Below are 19,324 nucleotides of genomic sequence, written 5' to 3'. Positions count from 1 at the left end.
TCCTAACCATTAACAATTTCTTCAAATCTCTCTTTAGTCATTCTAAAACTAATACTTTCTTCTGTGCTAGAAATTACTTCAAATCCAAATTTCTTTAAAGCCTGCTGCCCATTTACATTTATCACTTCGTCCAACATAACTTCTCCACCAAATTCATAAAAGTAGTATTTTAATATAAGTTTCATGGCTTCATTGGCATAGCCCCTGCCCCTATATTTACTTTCTATTTTTATGTTAAACTCGGCAGTTTTATTTATTTCATCATATCTATGAAAACTAACTTCCCCAACACTTTGGTGCTCATTATTGTAAATGAGACAATAAAAGTTCCTTCCATCTCCCGGTTCTACCATTTTCTTATACCAACTATCCCATTTTTCTTTAGGAAAATCTATCACTCCACCTACATCTTCCATAGTCTCCTTATGAGACCAAAGTTTTTTCACATAAGTTAATTCATAAAACTGGGGCTTTTTTATATAAACTAAATTACCTTCCCTTTTAAAATATCTCTTCTTTAAAATAACCTCTGATACTTTTTCTAATTCTCCAATTTTAACATTTCCTATTTTTAACATAAACATCCTCCATGTTTTATTAACTCTTCATTATTTCTTAAATAAACTTTTCTTTATTCTTCATTAATTTTTAAATAAATATAAGTTTACACTTTTAATTAACGCAACCATTATTTTTATTTAAACCAAGTAAATACTTCGTTAGCTACTTCATACGGTTTATCCCAATGTATCATATGTCCTGCCTCATGAATTTTTTTTACCTTTAAACTTGTTTTAATTTTAAATTTTTCAACTAAAATATCTCTAATTTCACCCATAGATTCTGGAAGTGTACTTTGTAGTAAACAAATTGGAGTACTCAATTTATCGTAAATATCACTGGTTGGATAATAATACATTGACTTTATAGCACCTGCTGCGGTAAAACCATTTGCATGATATTTATATTTACCTTGTTCCACTCTTATTAAATCCTTTGCAGCTTCCTCTAACAGAAGAGACCATCTATTATAGTTACTCTTTTCCAATTTAATATGTTCTTCTAAGGTATCAAAATAATATTCATCAAAATCTTTAATATAATAATCTATCTCTTTTTGTAAAGAATCAATCATTCCTGACCTTGAAGCCTCATAAGCATAGCTCTCATTCTTTATATAATATCCACCATCTAACAGCATAACCTTCTTAACTTTTGATGGATAGGCAGCTATATAATGTAGTGCAATATCTGCACCCCAAGAATGTGCCAATATGAAAAAACTATTTTTTGTTATGCTCGAAACAATTTTATCAATCCATTTAATCATGTTAGGCATTTCATAGTCTTCTTCTTTTAAAAATCCAGATGTTTTTCCGTGTCCTGGTAAATCTATAGATATAATATGATATTCATTCTTCAATAACTCACCTAATTCAATAAAACTGAGGCTTGTACTACCCAAACCATGAAAACATATAATTGTTGGATTTTGGCAATTTCCCCACTCATGAATTCTTGCTTTAATTCCTTCACTATTTATATAAATTTCTTTCATAGTTTTCTCCTTCAAGCAAATTTAATTCTTAAATTTCATTACCATTTTATTTCAACGTGCTAGCTGCAAGAGTAGTAAGTCCAGCTCTCATCTTATAAGCTTCAACTATATCTTTTGCCTTATATCTAATCTTATTTGCCTCAATAAGTTCTACTCCTGGAATAAATAAGGTAGCTTCAGCCATGCCGCTATTTAGGAATGTCATTTCTAGTTCCACTGGCCCTTCAATTTTGCAAGGCTCTATTATATCTTTATAATTTGAAGAAAGTACTTTTTTAGTAGCCTCCTCTAGCATTTTGTGTACCTTTTTAGGTTGTACACATTCTGCAGTATATCTGCTGTGTGCTTTTTTAACTACTACTGTTTCTATTTTTTCATTAAATGCATTTACCTGCTCTGAAAGCACATTATCACCGGACACCATAACCACAGGCACTCCAAAATATCCTGCTAAAAGAGAATTTAACTCAGATTCCCCAAATACTTTTCCATTTATTTTTACTTCTGAAATTACAATTCCATAGTATGTGTGTGAAAGCACACCAGGTGTATTATGCCTAGCATGATATCCTATAAGCATTGCCGCATCAAAGCTTTCATCTAATCCTTCCATCATTCCATAAAGTTTCTTATTCCCAGATATAAGTCTCGCATCTTCATCTAAGTCCTCAATAATTATGTTTGTCATAGGACCATGAGAATCATTTACTAATATATCGCAAGCTCCTGCAGCCTTTGCTCCTCTTATTACTGCATTAACCTCTTCAGTCATAAGTCTTCTTGCTCTTTCGTAATCATGACCTGTTTCTGTGGTTTGACTTCCTTTAACTACACCACTTATCCCTTCTATATCTGCTGATATGTAAATTTTCATGCTCTTCCCCTCCATTTTATTCTTTCTGATATATTTTAATGAAATAACACTAATATGATTATCCCACAAAAGGCATTACATTACTTGAATTATGAAATTTCATAATTCCACCCCACTCTACCTTTTTGTGATTTAATTGCTAATAGAAAATTGCTTTTATTGTGAATTTTACAAATATATATTCTATATTACCTTTATTTCTGTATAAATTCAATTGTATTCAAAATATCTTCTTAGACGATAATATGTAACAAATGAAAATATACTTAGTAATACCTTTTTATTCTGTACATTGACTTATATAAAATACAATAATGTGATAAAATACATTATGACTAAATAAATTATAAAGGAGTCTAAGATAACTTATGACAAATTCATTCAATACATTAAATTTAAACCAAAATTTAATAGAAGCGTTAAAAAAACAGGGTATAGAAGAGCCAACGGATATTCAAATGAAAGCAATCCCTATTTCCCTAGAAAATAAAGATATAATAGGTGAGTCTCAAACCGGCAGTGGGAAGACACTGGCTTATTTACTTCCTATATTTCAAAAGATACATACTGATAAAAGAGAAATGCAAGCAATAGTCTTAGCTCCAACTCATGAGTTAGCTATGCAAATAGACAAACAAATAAAACTTTTGTCAGAAAACTCCAGACTTGGTGTAACCTCTGCCACTATAATAGGTGAGGTTAATATAAAAAGACAAATAGAAAAGCTAAGAGAAAAACCTCACATAATAGTAGGTTCCTCCGGAAGAATACTTGAGCTTATAAAAAAGAAAAAAATATCTGCCCACACCATTAAAACTATAGTTATAGATGAGGGAGATAAACTTTTAGACCAAAATAACTTAAATTCAGTAAAAGAAGTTATAAAGACAACTATGAGAGATAGACAATTAATGGTCTTTTCAGCTACTATAAATGAAAAAACCTTAAATACAGCCAAAGCTTTAATGAAAGAGCCTGAAGTTATAAAAGTAGAAGATAAAAACATAGCTAATCCAAATATAACTCATATGTATTTTGTAACAGAACACAGAGATAGAATAGAAACTCTAAGAAAATTAATAGCTTCTACTAAACCAGAAAAAGCTATTGTATTCATAAATAAAAGTGAAGAAATTAAGTTAACCACGCTAAAACTTCAATATCATAATATGAAAGCCTATGGCATATATGGAACTGCTTCAAAGGAAGAACGTAAAAAAGCTTTGGAAGGCTTCAGAAGCGGAAAGTTTAATATTTTAGTTGCCTCTGATTTAGCTGCTAGAGGTTTAGATGTAGATGATGTAACTCATATATTTAATTTAGATTTACCTAGAGACCCTAAGGAATATCTTCATAGGGTGGGCAGAACTGGAAGAGCAGGTAAATCTGGCACCGCACTTTCCATAATTACAAAGGGAGAAGTTTCAACAATTAAAAAATTCTCAAAAGACTTTAACATAAAAATTGAAGAAAAAGAAATATTCAAAGGTTCTATCGTTAAACCTCATGGCAATAAATCATCAAAGCCCTCTTCCTTTAGTAAATTTATTTCAAATAAAAAAAGGCCTAATTCAGCTAAGCAAAAATCTCGCTAAAATTTAGCCAAACTTATTAAATGGCCAGTGGGCCTAAACCACTAGCCATTTAATAAAATCCTAAATATCCCTCTCTCTATCCATAGTACTAATTTTAAACTAACAATTACTAAACATTGGAACCTGTAGGACAGAGATTATCCACTTTATATGCCAAGAATTTAATATTTTGTACTAGTAATTAAGGATTATTTTTAATTTTATATGATCTTTGTAAAAAATATATAATGATTATCCCACAAAAAGCATTACATTACTTGAATTATGAAATTTCTCTGAAATGACTTTCATAAGAAGCGAAGGAACTGTTTAAATTTAATTTTAGAAATTCTTCTTTTAGACAGATAAAATTATCGTAAGCCTGGCAAGGACGCCAGGCTAGCAAACCTGAGGCAGGACGCTGAATGTGAGCGTTAGATAATTTTATATGGCTAAAAGATTAGAATTTCTTAAATTAAATTTATTGTTCCTAGCTCTTATGAAAGTCATGGAGGAGAAATTTCATAATTCATCGCATTGTACCTTTTTGTGGGTTAATCATATAATTTATTTCCGTTATAGTTTACTTAACTGGTTCTATAACCTGGATAGAAGGATAATTTAAAACCTTATTTATTGTATTAAGTATAAGATCTTCATTTACCTGTTCTAAATCCCTTACCTGTTCATACAAACTTGAAGATTCCCCATACATAACTCCATAGACTGCTAAATTTAAGCTTAATCTTATGGATTGTTCAAGTCCTAGGGAACGTTTTAGCTTTATGCTTTTACATAATTTTTTTATTTTATCTTCTGCAAAAACTCCTTTACAATCTTTCACATCTTGAATTTGTTGATTTATTAAATTTATAGTTTGATTTATTTTATCTTTTGACGTACCTACATAAATTGTAAATAACCTTATGCCCCTTTCGTTTTTTATACTACTAGCTATATCATAAGCTAATCCCTTCTCTGTTCTTATCTTTTGATATAAAAGACTGCTAGTTCCTTCCCCAAAATAAGCATTAAACACCCTTAATGCCTTTATTTCCTCATCATTTAAATTATTTATTGGAAATATATATTGTATTTTAGCTGTCTCAATATCCTTTTTTAGTTTTACAAAAGTACCAGAATTATTGTCCTCATATAATGGAATAGATTCTTCAATTTCGTAAATTCCTTGTTCCCACTTTCCAAATGCATCTTCTATTTCTTTTACTATGTATTCAAAATCTAGAGATGATACAACACTTATTACACAATTTTCTGGAATATAGTGTTTATTATAAAACTCCACCACATTCTCCCTTTTAAAACTCCTTACACTCTCCTCTGTGCCTATTATTAAATCTTTAATCCTTCTATTATTAAAGGAATTGTAAAAAAGTTCATCTTCACAAAACTGTGCCACATCATCTTTCCACTCTCTAAGTTCTTGGCATATCACATCTATTTCCTCTTTAAATCCCTCTTCAGGAAATATTGGGTTTATTACTATATCACTGTATAGCTGAAAGGCATTATGAAAGTCTTCAGATAAACATGTAGCATAGTAAACTACATATGGATAGTTGGTCATAGCATTGTTAAATCCAAAATACTCATCACATAATTTATTTATTTCTTCTTCACTTTTAGTCTTTGTTCCCTTGAACACCATGTGTTCAACCACATGTGCAAGTCCCAATTGATTTTTTTCTTCTACTATGGCACCTGCATCAAAAGCCATAGAAAAGGAAGTTATATCCCCTGCTACCTTTTCATAAACAATTTTTATTCCATTTTTCATAATTAAATTTTCCATAAAATCACCTACGCCTACTTATAATTCTAAATATATAATAGTATTATTATATAACATTTGCTAATACTACTTCTATAGTCTTAGTTATTAATTTCCATTACTAACTAAAGTTTTAGAATTTTGATATATTTTTTTAATGGAATCTATGGATTTATTATTACATGTTTATTAATATTTGGTTAATTTTATCCCTTTTTACAAAACATACTATAACTAAAGTTACACTTGTGATATACTTATTTCTATCATTGAATGCAGTATTTTAAAGGGGTCTTTTTCATGGATACTAAAAAAACTTTTAATAATTTATTACAGTTTATAACCTATGCCCTAATAGGTGGAAGCAATGAACTGATTAATCTAGGCATATTAAATTTTCTAACTTATATAACAGGAATATATTATAACAAACTCATTCATTTTATATTTGAATTCATATCATTTATAGCGTACTCTATAAATGGATACTTTTTAAATAAAAAGTTTACATTTAAAGTTAAAAATAGCTCTTATTTTAAATATGCAAGTGTACTTGGCACCTCAGCCATATTTAACACTCTTTTATTTATAACTTTAAATGCGCACAATATATTCAATTTATCCAATTCCCTTTGGCTTAATTTATCAAAAGTCATTGCATCCATGACTATAGGAATTATAACTTTTTTAGTTAATAAATTTTTTGTTTTTAAAAATAGGACTTTATAATTCACATGAACCCCCAATAATATAACCATGGGAGGTTTTCAAGCATTTTTATAAATCCATCTAATAATTATATAATAAACTTTTACAAATAACTTTTAAACATTACAATATACAAACAAAATACAAGTATAAACAGAGCTCTTAGCTTCAGATGGAGTTTTTACTCCAACTGAAGGTTAGAGATCGTTATCCAGGGACGTAGCTGCCGTTATCTCCCACTTTGTTAGAAGTGGGAGTGTTACGGCAGGTAGTCATCGGATAAATTTTATTAGAATACAAAAAAGCACTGCTACATTAAGAAATTTACATGGGGCTGTGGCATTAAGAAGAAATACTACAATATATTGTGCTAACTTTAAATTTGCAATTCAATATATTGTATGTAAATTCCTTAATGCGACAGCCCCAGTATTTATTCTCGTGTAGCAGTATTTTTTATTTCATATTAATTTTATATTTTTTACAAATCACTCATTTAAATGCATTATTTTATCTTAACGCCACTTAAGCTCTCATCCATAACCACCAACATAAGGCTTTTTCCTCTACCTGCTCTATTTTGAGATTTTATTTCATCTAAAAGTACTTCTTCTACATTCTTCTTATTAGTTGTTAATACAATTTTTTCTGTATTACTTGAATATGAAACAGCAATTTCATTAAGCTCACTGTTTTCCTTAGATATTTCTGCCTCTACAAGTGCTCCAAATATCACTTCATCATCTTCTCTTAAACTTATTCCCGTAACCCCTGAAGCTATTTTACCCATGTAATTTACAGAATCCCCAGGAAATCTTATACTCATTGCTTTTTTGGTTATCATAATTATATCTTTTTTATCTAATGAATTATAATATTCCACACTTATAAGTGAATCCTCTTCATTCCTAAATTTATACCCTGCAGTGGATATATAATTACCCTTAAATTCACTTAAAGCTGTTTTTTTAACATATCCTTTTTTGCTAAAGAAGGATATGTCTATTTCTTCATTAAAATCTTTTATAGACAATGTATTTAATACTACGGAGTCTTTATTAAATTCATCTAATATATTAATTAAATTAAACTTATCACCATTTATATTCTCTAATAAATACCCAGGTATCTGATGAACAAATCCCTTACTATCAAATACTAGTATAGTATCATCCCATTTATAGCTAAGGCTTCCCGCAAATTCTTTATCACTAACTTTAATATTTCCTGTTTTACTTATTTTGATAAATAAATCCTTAGGCCAGTACTGCTCTACAAATTTCACAGATTTAATTTTATTCTTTAAGCCTAAATTTACTAAAGTTGTACCTCTTATATTTCTGTCTCCCTCTTCTAGTTTAGGCTCCTTTAATGTGAAGCTTAAATCATTTTCCGTTAAAATTTCAATATATCCTTCTTCTCTTTCACAATTCATTAAACTTACATTTATTAATTTTTCGTTATCCTTAAGCTTTAAAGCTGAAATTTTTGAATAATTAGTGTTGAATCTTTCTAAAGAGGACTTTTTAATATTTCCTTCATCTGTTAAGAACATAAGTACCTTTGGGCTGCTAAAATCATCTATGGAATATACATTTACCATTTTTTCTTCTTCTAAATTTAAACCTTTAATTATAGAATCTAATCTTTCACCTTTTTCCTTCCATTTAAGCTCTGGAAGATCTATAACCTTTGTTTGATACATATTACCCTTATCCGTAAACACAATCAAACTATGCTTTGTATTAGACTCTATAAAATACTTATTAAAGTCTCCTTCTCTATACTCAATATCTGCTACACCTAAATTAGTTCTAACATAGGATTTAGATGAAATTCTCTTTATAAATCCTTCATTGGATAGAGTTATTATATTGTCCTCTTCTATTATTATTTCTTCAATTTCTATTTTAGCTTCATCATCATCTTTTACTATTTCAGTTCTTCTTTCATCACCATACATATCCTTTACGTCTAAAAGTTCTTTTTTAATTACTTTATAAAGCTCATTTTCACTGGATAGTATTTTTTCTAAAGCTTTGATTTTCTTTTCTAATTCTTTATATTCCTTTTGGAAAACCTTTATTTCTAATCCAGTAAGCTTATAAAGCATAAGTTCAACTATAGCCTGTGCCTGCTCTTGCGTGAAGCCAAATTTATTTATAAGATTATTTTCAGAATCCTTTTTAGACTTAGATGCCCTTATTACCGCTAATATTTCATCCATTATATCTATAGCTTTTATGAATCCTTCTACTATATGGAATCTCTTCTTTGTGACTTCTAAATCCTTAAGAGTCCTTCTTGTAACTACTTCCTTTTGATGCTCTACATAATATTTAAGTATAGTCTTAAGTCCCATTGTTTCAGGTTTACCATCGGCTAAAGCCACCATATTAAAGTTTACATTACATTGAAGATCTGTTTTTTTAAATAAACACTTTAAAACCTTCTCCACCATGTCTTTTTCCACAGACTTTCTAAATTCGATAACCGCTCTTATACCATTTCTATCAGATTCATCTCTTATATCTGTTATAGACTCTAATGTTTTAGAGTGTTTTTTGTCTGCTGTCATCTCTGAAATAGTTTGAAGTATTTTAGCTTTATTTTTTCTGTAAGGGAATTCTTTTATAACTATGCCCCATCTTCCATTTTCCAATTTTTCTATAGATGTTTTAGCACGCAAAGTAACTTTTCCCTCACCAGTTTCATAGCTGGACAATATGGAGTTTTTACCTATCAAAACTCCACCTGTAGGTAAATCTGGCCCTTTTATATAATTTAAAAGTTCTTTTACTGATATATCATTATTTTCTATGTATGCTATTGTTCCGTCTATTACTTCACTTAAATTATGAGGTGGTATATTTGTAGATAATCCTACTGCTATACCAAAGGTTCCATTTACCAATAAGTTTGGATATCTACTTGGAAGTACCTTTGGTTCCTTTTCTGTTTCCGAATAGTTATAAATCATATCTACTACATCTTTATCTATATCCCTTAAAGCCTCTAGGGCAATAGGTGTAAGCCTTGCCTCTGTGTAACGCATGGCCGCAGCACTGTCACCATCTATACTTCCCCAGTTACCGTGACCATCTATTAAGGGGTATCTAGTAGAAAAGCTTTGAGCCAATATAACTAAAGCATCATATACGGAAGTATCCCCATGGGGATGAAATTTTCCAAGAATATCTCCTACAATTCTTGCGGATTTAAAATAAGGCTTATCTGGAAAAGCCTTAAGCATGTATGCACCATAAAGTATTCTTCTGTGAACCGGTTTAAATCCATCTCTTACATCGGGAAGAGCCCTGTCTTTAGCTACTTCTACCGCGTAGGGCAAGTAGTTTTCAGGCATGGCATCTTCTAGAGGTATTTCTATAATATTATTATCCTTAGGTATGTCAACTTTTTTAGCCATTTTCTCATTCCTTTCTAAATTCTATAACATCTCATTATTAAGTTTTAAAACTTTCCGTACTTATACATATAGTTTCTTCTAGGTTCCACCACTTCACCCATTAAAAGAGAAACCATCTTTTCTGCCTTTGCTGCATCATCAATAGTGACCCTTTGGAGAATTCTAGTCTCAGGATTTAATGTAGTGTCCCAAAGCTGATCTGGATTCATTTCTCCAAGTCCTTTATATCTTTGGATGCTTGCACCTTTTCCTATAATCTTCTTTGCATCTTCTAAATCATCATCACTATAAGCGTATTTTTCTAAATTTCCGCCCTTGCCACTTTTGTATACCTTGTAAAGAGGTGGAAGCGCTATATATAAATGCCCATTAGCTATAAGCTGTCTCATGTATCTATAAATATAAGTCATCCAAAGGGTTCTTATATGATACCCATCCACATCTGCATCACTTAATATTATTATTTTATCGTATTTAAGTTCTTTCTCATCATAATTGTCTAAAACTCCAGTGCCTATAGCTGTATTAAATATTTTAAGTTCCTCACTGGCAAGTACATTTTCTAATTTTTGCTTTTCCGTGTTCATAATTTTACCTTTAGAAGGCATTATGGTCTGAAATCTTCTGTCCCTGGCCATTTTAGCACTACCACCAGCAGAATCTCCCTCCACAATTATAAATTCCCTAGAGTCAATATCTCTCATGGTACAAACGGCTACCTTTCCTGCTAAAGGAGCTGTACCCTTACCTACCTTTTTCTTTTCCGCTTCATTTATCTTTTTTATTTTTTCTCTTCTAGCTGCAGCAGCCACAGCATTATTTATTATATTTGCAGCTATTTCCTTATTATCTTCTATCCAAACACATAAGCAATTATAACTTAAATCATTTAATGCAGTATAAGCTTCATTATTGCCCAGTTTTGTTTTAGTTTGTCCTTCAAATATAGGGTTGGTTATTTTCACTTTTAATATAGCCGTAAGTCCTTCTCTTAAGTCATTTCCTTCAAAATCATCTTTTTCTTTCATGAGATTTAATTTTTTAGCCATGTCTTTAAAAGCACGCGTCATGCCTGTCTTAAATCCAGTTTCATGAGTACCTGCCTCTGTAGTAGGTATATTATTTACATAGCTGGCTATATATTCTGTAGTAGAATCTGTAAATTGTATACATACCTCTGCATACACATTATTTTCCCCTATTTTTCTTTCATCTTCAAATAATATAGGTTCTTTATGGATTGGGGTTTTACTTTCATTTAAATAATCCATAAAATCCAAAAGACCTCTTTCAGAATGATATTCTTTTGAAGTCTCACTTTCTCCTCTTATATCTTTTAGAACAAGTCTTATACCTTTATTTTGAAAAGCTAGTTCTTGAAGTCTTTCATCTATTATTTCTAATTTAAATTCAGTAGTAGAAAACACCTTACTGTCTGGTAAAAAAGTAACCTTTGTTCCAGTTTCCTTAGTTTTCCCTACCTCCATAAGTGGAGTTACTGGAGTACCTGGCATATCCTTTTTTAATTCTTTATCATAAGCATATTCAAATCTTTGCCTATATATTTTTCCACCCTGAAAAACCTCTACTTCCATCCATTTTGAAAGTGCATTTACTACAGATGAACCAACTCCATGCAATCCACCTGAAGTTTTATAATTTTTATTATTAAATTTTCCTCCAGTATGTAGTTCTGTAAAAACCATTTCCACACCAGATTTCTTCTTAATTGGATGTATTCCCGTAGGAATTCCCCTTCCATTATCTCTTACAGTAATACTGCCATCTTTATTTAACATTACTTCTGCAGTATCACCAAAGCCATTAGTTATTTCATCTATAGCATTATCTAATATCTCCCACAGGCAATGATGAAGTCCTCTAGAACCTGTAGAACCTATATACATACCTGGTCTAATCCTTACAGGCTCTAATTTTTCTAATGAAGTTAAATCTGTAACATCATAATTCATTTTATTATTATCTATTTTATTATCCAATTTATTATTAATCACACTATGCTGCCTCCAATCTAAAAGCATCTTACAAACATGCGTTCTAAATCAAACTATATATTTATATTAACTTAAATTACACTATAAATGCAAGTATTTTATAGCCCTCTACATAAAAGTCAATTATTATAACCTATTGATGCATTTCCTGTAATTTACATTTATTCTCATATACTATAGTATAAACGTTAAATTAAATGCTGTCAAAGCAAACATAATTATTTTATTAATTTATGGCCATTTCATAAGTTTTATACTTTATTAACAAAATGTTAATGATAAAAAAGCAAGTTAATATTATAATAGACTTATAGGATATTTATAAAAAATATATTAAAGGACGGTTATTCATATGAATGTAGCTTTTTTTCTTACGCCAAAGACGGATGTTGTTTATTTAAATATAAATTCTACTATGAGGCAGGCTTTAGAAAAGATGGAGTTTCATCGTTATACTGCAGTTCCTCTAATAGATGATGGTGGCAGATATGTTGGAACTTTAACCGAGGGAGACCTTCTTTGGAAAATCAAAAGTCTAAACACCTTAGACTTTAATAAAACCAATGATGTTTTAGTAAAAAATATTCCAAGACGTGTTAAAAATAAACCCGTATCCATTAACTCAGACATAGGAAGTTTAATAAGCCTAGCAAAAGATCAAAATTTTGTGCCTGTAGTAGACGATCAAGGAATATTTATTGGCATTATAAAAAGAAGTGATATAATAACTTATTGCCAAAACATGGTATATAAAAACAACTAATTTAAATACCCAATCTTTCCTGTGTATTTAATATTTAACACTAGAGATTGGGTATTCAGTCTAAATATAAATTTTTATTTAATATTTTTATATAATATGTTACTTAATGTTTTTATCTAAATATCTTCTAATTCTGTGATTCCACAAATTATAATATTCACTTTCTTCTTCTTTTACCACATATAAAAACTCTTCTAATGCACCTATTTTGTTTAACCCCTTCATTAAATGTCTAGGATAAATTACTTCTTTGCTATAGCTATTTTTAGGGTCTATAACCATTAAAGACTTATCTTCTTGAACATAAATATCCTTACATCTTATATCAAGTCTCTTAAAGTTAAGTCTCTTAAATTCTTTTATTAATTTTATTAAATTAATAGATATATTTCTATCCATACCTTCTCTTATTATATAATAATCTAGTCTCTCGCCACCTACATAATCTCTTATTATATAATAGTCTCCATGCTTATAAGTCTTTGGAAAATATTTACTGGTGGATACATTCTTAAATATATAATATTCATCCAAGCATACCTTAGGCTCAATAAAAATCTTCATAATCTTATTATCTGGTAGTAAATAAACTATGCCATTATGCCCCTTACCTAAGTACTGTCCTTTTTTTAAAGCCTCTTCTGCTTTTTCATCCATATCTATGTAGTAATCTATTAATTTTTTCATATACTCCCCTCTTTTAATTAGCTCTTATGCTATTTTATGATAGAATAATTAAATATATACTAACTATTGAGTTATAATGTACACATGCTTTAAACCTCATATAGATAAAGCATTATGTTTCTTATTTCATATTTTTTATGCTTCTTACCTATTACTTCTTACCTACCTTGTATAATGTAGAACTTAAAATTTATATGCGAAAGTTCAGTTAAATACTTTTTATGATTAAAGGATTACTTCCTCCGTTGTTGAATTTCTATATATAGTATTCATATAAAGAAAGGGGTATTTTATATGTCAGAACTAATTTCCTTAACATGGGATGATGAAAAGGAGGAACTTTCTCTTTTAGATCAAAGAATTCTTCCAAATACCATCAACTACATAGTGTATAAAAATGGAGATGGTATATACGACGCAATAAAAGATATGGTGGTTAGAGGGGCTCCTGCTATAGGCGTTACAGCTGCTTACGGTATATATCTTTCTATAAAAGATGTGTATGAAAATAATTTCGAAGCTTTTTTTAATATTATGAAAGAAAAGTGTCAATATATAAATTCCAGCAGACCTACTGCAGTAAATTTATCTTGGGCTTTAAATAGAATGTTAAACAAAGCTATTGAATCCAAAGGTATGCCTGTCAATGAAATAAAATCCCTTTTAAAAGCTGAAGCAAAAAATATTCACAAAGAAGATATAGATATTTGCAGAAAAATAGGTGAAAATCTGTTGACTCTTTTAAATGATGGAGATGGTATTTTAACTCACTGCAATGCTGGCCAGCTTGCTACTTCTAAGTACGGAACTGCCACAGCTCCTATGTATTTAGCAAAGGAAAAGGGGTGGAATTTAAGGGTGTACTCCGATGAAACTAGACCAAGGCTTCAAGGTTCAACTCTAACTGCTCTAGAACTTCAAAGAGCTGGCATAGATGTAACCACTATAACAGATAATATGGCTGCTGTAGTTATGAGTCAAGGAAAAATAAATGCAGTTATAGTTGGCTGCGACCGAATTGCTGCCAACGGAGATACTGCTAACAAAATAGGCACTTTTGGAGTATCTATTTTAGCAAAATATTTTAAAATTCCAATGTATATAGCTGCTCCTACACCTAGCATAGATTTAAACACTCCTTGCGGAGAAGATATTCCAATTGAAGAAAGGGATGCTAAAGAGATCACCTGCAGATTTGGCGTATGGACAGCTCCAAAGAATGTTAAAGTATACAATCCATCTTTTGATGTAACCCCCCACGAAAACATTACTGCTATAGTTACTGAAAAGGGAATTATTTATCCTCCTTTTGAGGAAAACCTAAGAAATATTTTATGATTAAGCTAGTGTTAAGCTAAAAAACGGAAGCTTTTGCAAATTTTCTATAAATATTTTAGGTACTAAATTCTAAGTATTGTGGAGTATACCTCCTCTCAGCACTCGGAATCTAGTACCTATATAAAATTTAATTTATATTGTGTTTGAGATTTTAATTATACCTTTTTAATTCCCAAGATAATGAATTTAAAGTTTTTTCAACCATAGAGTAGTTCATATCTGGATGTATAGTATCCTGATGTGAAATTGTTATTACCGCCATAGCCATAGACACCTTCACAGTTTCTTCTATGGACAAATTATTAATATACCCATATGCTAGTCCAGCTACAAAAGCATCTCCTGCTCCAGTTACATTTAAAACTTTAACTTCACTTGATTTAATTTTCCCTTCTTCTGTTCCGTTGTTATAATATATACCCTCTTCATCTAAACTTATAAAAACATTTTTTACTCCTAACGATAAAAAGTGCTTGCCTGCCTTTCTTAGGTCTTCTTCTGTCTCTATCTTCATATCTGCTAGCACTTCTGCCTCATGTCTGTTAGGTTTAATAGTATGAAAATGCTTAATTAAATGTTTTATATTTTTAGCTTTTTCTGCTGATACAGGGTCTAATATAAATTTTGTATTCCCTTTAAAATTTTCTAATATGTACTTTAGATTTACAGGATTGTCTGTATCTAAAATAGTGTATTGCGCATTTTCTATAATCTGTGCCTTAGATTTAATAAAATCACAATCCATTTTATCGATACTTTTCATATCTGCTATAGCTGAAACCATTTCACCATTACCATCTAATATAGCCATATATGTAGGAGTGCTTTCACCTTCTAAAATAAGAGAATCCTTCATATCGTAACCTACCAACGCAGAGTGATTTAACATAGATTTACCATTTTCGTCATTACCTAGAACAGATATAAATTTAGTATTTACACCTACCCTAGCTAAATTCTCTGCTATATTTCTGCATACGCCTCCAAAAGACATTCTTATTTTTCCTGGATTAGAATTATATGACCTGTAATTACAACAACAAAATCCAAAAATATCTACTACTGACGCCCCCAAAACTAAAACATAAGGTTTTTCACTGTACATTTTTGTCACTCCTCATTAATTGTTTCTTTATATAATAACCTTGTTTATTTTATCACATTTTTGAATTTATTAAATATTTTTTTCAAATTCTTTATTTTTAATAATAAACAGATCTCTAACCTTCAGATGGAGTTTTTACTCCATCTGAAGGTTAGAGATCGTTATCCAGGGACGTAGCTGCCGTTATCTCCCACTTTGTTAGAAGTGGGAGTGTTACGGCAGATAGTCATCGGATAAAAAAATTTATATTTTCTACCGATTTTTATATTTATTTTATATAATTATGGTTATTTTTAAAAAATATATGTTTAAATCTTAACTTTATTTGAAAAATGTGTGTATAATTAATAAATATTATCATTTAATTTAGAATACATATTCAAAACATTCTAAAATTATAGTATAATTGTTCTTAATACATATTTTGTTTTAAAGGGAGGTTTTTTTATGGCTAAAAAAAGAAGTGGCATTGCTAAAGCATTAGGTGGTTTAGCTATTCTTTCAGCTGGAATATATGCTGTTGTTAAATTGGTTAATAGAAATAAAAATATCCAATCAGAATGCTGTGAAGGGTGTACAGAATGTGAAGATGCATTAAATATCACAGAAAATGAAGACATTGATGAAACTACTGAAAAAACTGAAGAGGAAAAGATTGACGAATAATTTAAAATTTATTTTTAAAAGGACTGCTGACAAAACATCAGCAGTCCTTAGCGTTTCTTGCTATTTAAAGTGCTTTTTCTATTATATGGTGAATACTTTCTGATAGGTTCTTTTTATCTTCTGAAGATAGATTTTCCAGGTATATTGGTTCATGAACAATCATTTTAACTTTATTACCCCTCACCTTATTTCCTACCTCTAAAACATTATATGTGCCATCAACGGTAACAGGTACAATAGGTACACCAGCCTTAAGTGCTAACTTCATACTTCCTTTTTTAAATTCTCCCATTTGAGATTTTAAACTCCTAGTACCTTCTGGAAAAATAATTAAGGAATATCCTTTTTTTAAATTTTCTACCCCTTCATTTAAAGCTTTTAAACCTTCCCTAGGATTACTCCTATCAATAAATACAGAGTGAATAGCTCTAAGCCAGCTTCTAATAAGTGGAAGCTTGGTTATTTCTTTTTTTGCTATAAATCCTGTAATCTTATCTATATTTGCCATCAAAAGAAACCCATCAAAAATTGCTTGGTGATTACACATAAAAACACAAGTCTCCTTTGGTATATTTTCCAATCCACTTACTTCAGTCTCTGTCTTAGACTTTTTCAAAATATGCTTAGATGCCTTTTGAACCATTGAATAGGCATATTCATCTGCTAAATTCTGTGACTTCCTTCCCAAAATAAATAACTTAATTTTTCCAATTATGCTAATAAGCAAAAGATATATTACAAAATAGGTATACCAAAATAACTTAATCATATTTAGTGCTCCTTATCTCCCATTACTAAAAATATAAGTATTAATATATACCGTAACTTTACTTTAATATTAATTGTCCATTTTTATCTATATAATTTATTTTCTTACCACATTGTACTTTAGCAATTCCATTTTCAAAAGCTCCTGCCTCTTGAAATTGGGGTTCTATTACAAATGTTCCTGACATATCTATATATCCCCATTTTCCTTGCACTTCTACAGATGCTAATCCTTCACCTATAGCACCTACATTGTCGTAATTAACCTTAACTACTTCTTTTCCTTCTTTATTTATGAAACCATATTTATCCTCAATGGCAACTGCTGCAAATCCATCATAGAAATCGTCTGCCCAGTGGTATTTTGGCTTTATAACCATTTGACCATTTTTATCAATGAAGCCATACTTATCCTTGTATTCAACAGCAGCTAAATCTTCACTAAAATCATTTGCGGTATAATACTTAGGATTAATAAGTACTTTTCCAGTTTTATCAATATATCCAAAATCATTTCCTATTTGAACTGAAGCTAATCCTTGGCTAAATCCATGAGCACAATTATATTGTGGCTCTATTACCATTTTGCCTTCCTTGTCTATATATCCTAACTTACCACCAGATTGTACTAAAGCTAATCCTTCACTAAAATCAAATGCATCTAAAAATTCAGGTTCTATTACCATTTCATCATTTTTATTTATATATCCCCATTTATATCCCAGTTGTACCGCTGCTAGTCCTTCTGAAAAATCCATGGCTTCCTTATATTTAGGCTCTATAACTATATTTCCTTTAGCGTCTACATAACCTTTTTTACCTTGTACTTCCACTGTAGCTAGACCTTCACTAAACTCATAAACTTCATCATATTCAGGTTTAACTACATATTCACCGGTTTCGTTTATAAATCCATAGTAATCACCTATAGCTACTATAGCTAAATCACCTTGAAATTCTTCTGCATAATCAAATTTAGCATCTATACATATATTGCCTTGGTTGTCAATAAATCCATATTTACGCCCTATTTCTACTGGATAAATTTTTTTGGTATCTTCCATATTTACCGCTCCTTTACTATTTATCAAAAAGTCCTCCAGTTTTCTTGTTTCTTATAGCTTTTCTAGTACCACCTATGCTTCTTTCAGGTCTTAAGCTATTTCCTCCTTGAGAGGCTTTTCTCTTTTTTTCTTCTATTAGTTTTTTCATCATTTCAATATTTTTATTCTCTATTTTATTACTCATTTTATTCTCCTTTGTATAACTAAACTTAAAAAAAAAACTATTCATTTTAACATTATACTATCTATTTCCGCTATATTCCACATAAATTCACAGAGATTTAGCACCTAAATTCCAGTAAAAATTTTATTTTTACTGGAATTGTATCTTTTTACACTTACTTAAAGGGCTGGTAAGCCCGCAGACCGTTAGGTCGCAAAAATAATTACACTATCCCCTACCCCAAGAAATCTTTAAAATCAATTTCCAGTTTTATATTTGATTAAGTTTTTACAAATAGTGGGTTATGCCAACCATTTTCTATAATAAATCTTTCATCTCTTATATCTTCAATAACATCTATTTGGAGCATATATTTCTTTCTAAAATTTCTTATACACCTAAAAAAATATAATTGCATTAGATTAAATGCTATTATTATAAACATTAATACTGTTTCTATGCCCGTAGGGCTATGAAGAAAACAATGATTCAAATGCCATTCTGTTTTTAACTGATGAAAAGCATTATTTTCAATGTCCCACCTTTTATGCATTATTTCCCATAAAGTTTCTACCGACGTTAATTTATCCGTCGTTATAATCCATGACTCTTTAATTTCCATTTTATCTCCATTATATATTTCTTCTATAAACTTTATAAACCTTACTTTTATTTCTGAATCAGCCATTTCAAAATTATCTTCATCCCAAGCTTTTATCTTTAAATAATTTTTATTTTTTTTATTAACTATCCATTCTTTATCTGCCTCACGGCACTTAAATAAAGCTAGTGCATCTTTTACAATATGAAGTCGTTCATCTT

At 30.1% G+C, this 19,324-nt stretch carries 17 protein-coding genes; 5 read left to right on the top strand and 12 right to left on the bottom strand.

Annotation, left to right across the window (positions count from 1 at the left end; all coding sequences use genetic code 11):
* Positions 1-2 precede the first annotated feature (2 nt).
* The 3 genes from FGK85_RS08940 to FGK85_RS08930 all read right to left on the bottom strand — a co-directional run bounded on the left by FGK85_RS08940 (position 3) and on the right by FGK85_RS08930 (position 2,432).
* Entirely contained in the window at positions 3-578 is a 576-nt protein-coding gene (locus FGK85_RS08940) for a GNAT family N-acetyltransferase (RefSeq protein ID WP_171011375.1), read from the bottom strand.
* Positions 579-694: 116 nt separating this feature from the next.
* Positions 695-1,558 (bottom strand): alpha/beta hydrolase, encoded by an 864-nt coding sequence (locus FGK85_RS08935; protein WP_138205778.1) that lies wholly within the window; start codon positions 1,556-1,558, stop codon positions 695-697.
* A gap of 46 nt (positions 1,559-1,604) precedes the next feature.
* Positions 1,605-2,432 (bottom strand): M55 family metallopeptidase, encoded by an 828-nt coding sequence (locus FGK85_RS08930; protein ID WP_138205776.1) that lies wholly within the window; start codon positions 2,430-2,432, stop codon positions 1,605-1,607.
* A 368-nt stretch (positions 2,433-2,800) separates the two neighbouring features.
* Between FGK85_RS08930 and FGK85_RS08925 the strand changes: the two genes are divergently transcribed.
* Entirely contained in the window at positions 2,801-4,027 is a 1,227-nt protein-coding gene (locus FGK85_RS08925) for a DEAD/DEAH box helicase (protein ID WP_138205774.1), read from the top strand.
* A 562-nt stretch (positions 4,028-4,589) separates the two neighbouring features.
* Here FGK85_RS08925 and FGK85_RS08920 read toward each other — a convergent pair.
* Positions 4,590-5,819, bottom strand: a complete 1,230-nt coding sequence (locus FGK85_RS08920) for a M16 family metallopeptidase (RefSeq protein WP_138205772.1) — start codon at positions 5,817-5,819, stop codon at positions 4,590-4,592.
* 279 nt (positions 5,820-6,098) lie between these two features.
* Here FGK85_RS08920 and FGK85_RS08915 point away from each other — a divergent pair, with 279 nt between their 5' ends.
* Entirely contained in the window at positions 6,099-6,527 is a 429-nt protein-coding gene (locus FGK85_RS08915) for a GtrA family protein (protein WP_138205770.1), read from the top strand.
* 484 nt (positions 6,528-7,011) lie between these two features.
* Here FGK85_RS08915 and FGK85_RS08910 read toward each other — a convergent pair whose 3' ends face one another.
* Both FGK85_RS08910 and FGK85_RS08905 read right to left on the bottom strand, forming a co-directional pair.
* The gene (locus FGK85_RS08910) at positions 7,012-9,933 is read right to left on the bottom strand and encodes a DNA topoisomerase IV subunit A (RefSeq protein ID WP_138205768.1); all 2,922 of its coding nucleotides are present in this window, start codon (positions 9,931-9,933) and stop codon (positions 7,012-7,014) included.
* Positions 9,934-9,977: 44 nt separating this feature from the next.
* Positions 9,978-11,906, bottom strand: coding sequence for a DNA gyrase/topoisomerase IV subunit B (locus FGK85_RS08905; RefSeq protein WP_171011377.1), 1,929 nt, complete (start codon positions 11,904-11,906; stop codon positions 9,978-9,980).
* 394 nt (positions 11,907-12,300) lie between these two features.
* Between FGK85_RS08905 and FGK85_RS08900 the strand changes: the two genes are divergently transcribed.
* A complete protein-coding gene (locus FGK85_RS08900) occupies positions 12,301-12,711 on the top strand; it encodes a CBS domain-containing protein (protein WP_138205764.1) in 411 nt (136 codons plus the stop codon).
* A gap of 99 nt (positions 12,712-12,810) precedes the next feature.
* Here FGK85_RS08900 and FGK85_RS08895 read toward each other — a convergent pair whose 3' ends face one another.
* The gene (locus FGK85_RS08895; protein ID WP_138205762.1) at positions 12,811-13,398 is read right to left on the bottom strand and encodes a protein kinase; all 588 of its coding nucleotides are present in this window, start codon (positions 13,396-13,398) and stop codon (positions 12,811-12,813) included.
* Positions 13,399-13,692: 294 nt separating this feature from the next.
* Between FGK85_RS08895 and mtnA the strand changes: the two genes are divergently transcribed.
* The gene (gene mtnA / locus FGK85_RS08890; protein ID WP_138205760.1) at positions 13,693-14,736 is read left to right on the top strand and encodes an S-methyl-5-thioribose-1-phosphate isomerase; all 1,044 of its coding nucleotides are present in this window, start codon (positions 13,693-13,695) and stop codon (positions 14,734-14,736) included.
* Positions 14,737-14,887: 151 nt separating this feature from the next.
* On the opposite strand, the gene FGK85_RS08885 is transcribed toward mtnA, so the two are convergent.
* A complete protein-coding gene (locus FGK85_RS08885) occupies positions 14,888-15,841 on the bottom strand; it encodes a carbohydrate kinase family protein (RefSeq protein WP_138205758.1) in 954 nt (317 codons plus the stop codon).
* Between the two features lie 447 nt (positions 15,842-16,288).
* Here FGK85_RS08885 and FGK85_RS08880 point away from each other — a divergent pair, with 447 nt between their 5' ends.
* Positions 16,289-16,507, top strand: coding sequence for a hypothetical protein (locus FGK85_RS08880; RefSeq protein WP_138205756.1), 219 nt, complete (start codon positions 16,289-16,291; stop codon positions 16,505-16,507).
* Positions 16,508-16,571: 64 nt separating this feature from the next.
* On the opposite strand, the gene FGK85_RS08875 is transcribed toward FGK85_RS08880, so the two are convergent.
* The 4 genes from FGK85_RS08875 to FGK85_RS08865 form a co-directional block, all read right to left on the bottom strand.
* Positions 16,572-17,276, bottom strand: coding sequence for a lysophospholipid acyltransferase family protein (locus FGK85_RS08875; RefSeq protein WP_138205754.1), 705 nt, complete (start codon positions 17,274-17,276; stop codon positions 16,572-16,574).
* Between the two features lie 58 nt (positions 17,277-17,334).
* A complete protein-coding gene (locus FGK85_RS08870) occupies positions 17,335-18,339 on the bottom strand; it encodes a WG repeat-containing protein (protein WP_138205804.1) in 1,005 nt (334 codons plus the stop codon).
* A 16-nt stretch (positions 18,340-18,355) separates the two neighbouring features.
* Positions 18,356-18,523, bottom strand: coding sequence for a hypothetical protein (locus tag FGK85_RS15330; protein WP_171011374.1), 168 nt, complete (start codon positions 18,521-18,523; stop codon positions 18,356-18,358).
* 259 nt (positions 18,524-18,782) lie between these two features.
* Positions 18,783-19,324: transposase (locus FGK85_RS08865; RefSeq protein WP_243122785.1), on the bottom strand; the 542-nt coding region annotated here is incomplete at its 5' end.

This window comes from Haloimpatiens lingqiaonensis (assembly GCF_901447495.1).
GTDB classification, from domain to species: domain Bacteria; phylum Bacillota; class Clostridia; order Clostridiales; family Clostridiaceae; genus Haloimpatiens; species Haloimpatiens lingqiaonensis.
The sequence above is the reverse complement of the archived record's forward strand: the minus strand, read 5'-3'. Positions and strand labels throughout refer to the sequence as shown.

What these genes read in the sequence shown, in the direction of transcription:
- FGK85_RS08900 (WP_138205764.1), top strand. Translation starts at nt 12,301, where the DNA reads ATGAATGTAGCTTTTTTTCTTACGCCAAAGACGGATGTTGTTTATTTA.
- FGK85_RS08895 (WP_138205762.1), bottom strand. Translation starts at nt 13,398, where the DNA reads ATGAAAAAATTAATAGATTACTACATAGATATGGATGAAAAAGCAGAA.
- mtnA (WP_138205760.1), top strand. Translation starts at nt 13,693, where the DNA reads ATGTCAGAACTAATTTCCTTAACATGGGATGATGAAAAGGAGGAACTT.
- FGK85_RS08930 (WP_138205776.1), bottom strand. Translation starts at nt 2,432, where the DNA reads ATGAAAATTTACATATCAGCAGATATAGAAGGGATAAGTGGTGTAGTT.
- FGK85_RS08935 (WP_138205778.1), bottom strand. Translation starts at nt 1,558, where the DNA reads ATGAAAGAAATTTATATAAATAGTGAAGGAATTAAAGCAAGAATTCAT.
- FGK85_RS08885 (WP_138205758.1), bottom strand. Translation starts at nt 15,841, where the DNA reads ATGTACAGTGAAAAACCTTATGTTTTAGTTTTGGGGGCGTCAGTAGTA.
- FGK85_RS08910 (WP_138205768.1), bottom strand. Translation starts at nt 9,933, where the DNA reads ATGGCTAAAAAAGTTGACATACCTAAGGATAATAATATTATAGAAATA.
- FGK85_RS15330 (WP_171011374.1), bottom strand. Translation starts at nt 18,523, where the DNA reads ATGAGTAATAAAATAGAGAATAAAAATATTGAAATGATGAAAAAACTA.
- FGK85_RS08880 (WP_138205756.1), top strand. Translation starts at nt 16,289, where the DNA reads ATGGCTAAAAAAAGAAGTGGCATTGCTAAAGCATTAGGTGGTTTAGCT.
- FGK85_RS08925 (WP_138205774.1), top strand. Translation starts at nt 2,801, where the DNA reads ATGACAAATTCATTCAATACATTAAATTTAAACCAAAATTTAATAGAA.
- FGK85_RS08920 (WP_138205772.1), bottom strand. Translation starts at nt 5,819, where the DNA reads ATGGAAAATTTAATTATGAAAAATGGAATAAAAATTGTTTATGAAAAG.
- FGK85_RS08875 (WP_138205754.1), bottom strand. Translation starts at nt 17,276, where the DNA reads ATGATTAAGTTATTTTGGTATACCTATTTTGTAATATATCTTTTGCTT.
- FGK85_RS08905 (WP_171011377.1), bottom strand. Translation starts at nt 11,906, where the DNA reads ATGAATTATGATGTTACAGATTTAACTTCATTAGAAAAATTAGAGCCT.
- FGK85_RS08870 (WP_138205804.1), bottom strand. Translation starts at nt 18,339, where the DNA reads ATGGAAGATACCAAAAAAATTTATCCAGTAGAAATAGGGCGTAAATAT.
- FGK85_RS08915 (WP_138205770.1), top strand. Translation starts at nt 6,099, where the DNA reads ATGGATACTAAAAAAACTTTTAATAATTTATTACAGTTTATAACCTAT.
- FGK85_RS08940 (WP_171011375.1), bottom strand. Translation starts at nt 578, where the DNA reads ATGTTAAAAATAGGAAATGTTAAAATTGGAGAATTAGAAAAAGTATCA.